The 262-nt window shown below is 56.1% G+C and carries 1 protein-coding gene; it reads left to right on the forward strand.

What is annotated here, in order from left to right; all coding sequences use genetic code 11:
* Nucleotides 1-262: hypothetical protein (locus KFE26_RS23850; RefSeq protein WP_212601934.1), on the forward strand; the 262-nt coding region annotated here is incomplete at both ends.

The following is a 262-nucleotide window of genomic DNA, read 5'->3' on the forward strand; positions in this document are numbered from 1 at the left end:
AGGTCAACGTTAACCACGCTGAGCTTGCCCAAGGTGGCACCATTAACCTGATGATCACCAATGACGGTGTCAGCAGTAATGTCACCCTGAAACTGGTGGGCAACGCCCTAACATTCGCCGACGGCACACCTGCAACGGGCTACAGCTATAACAACGGCGTGATTACCTGGACTGCGGTCGTGGCCGAAGGCAAGACCATCACGGTCACCGCGACTCAAACCGACAGCGATGGCAATACTTCTGCACAAGGCTCTGACAGCGC

It is taken from the genome of Shewanella sp. M16 (assembly GCF_018224605.1).
Taxonomy (GTDB): domain Bacteria; phylum Pseudomonadota; class Gammaproteobacteria; order Enterobacterales; family Shewanellaceae; genus Shewanella; species Shewanella oncorhynchi.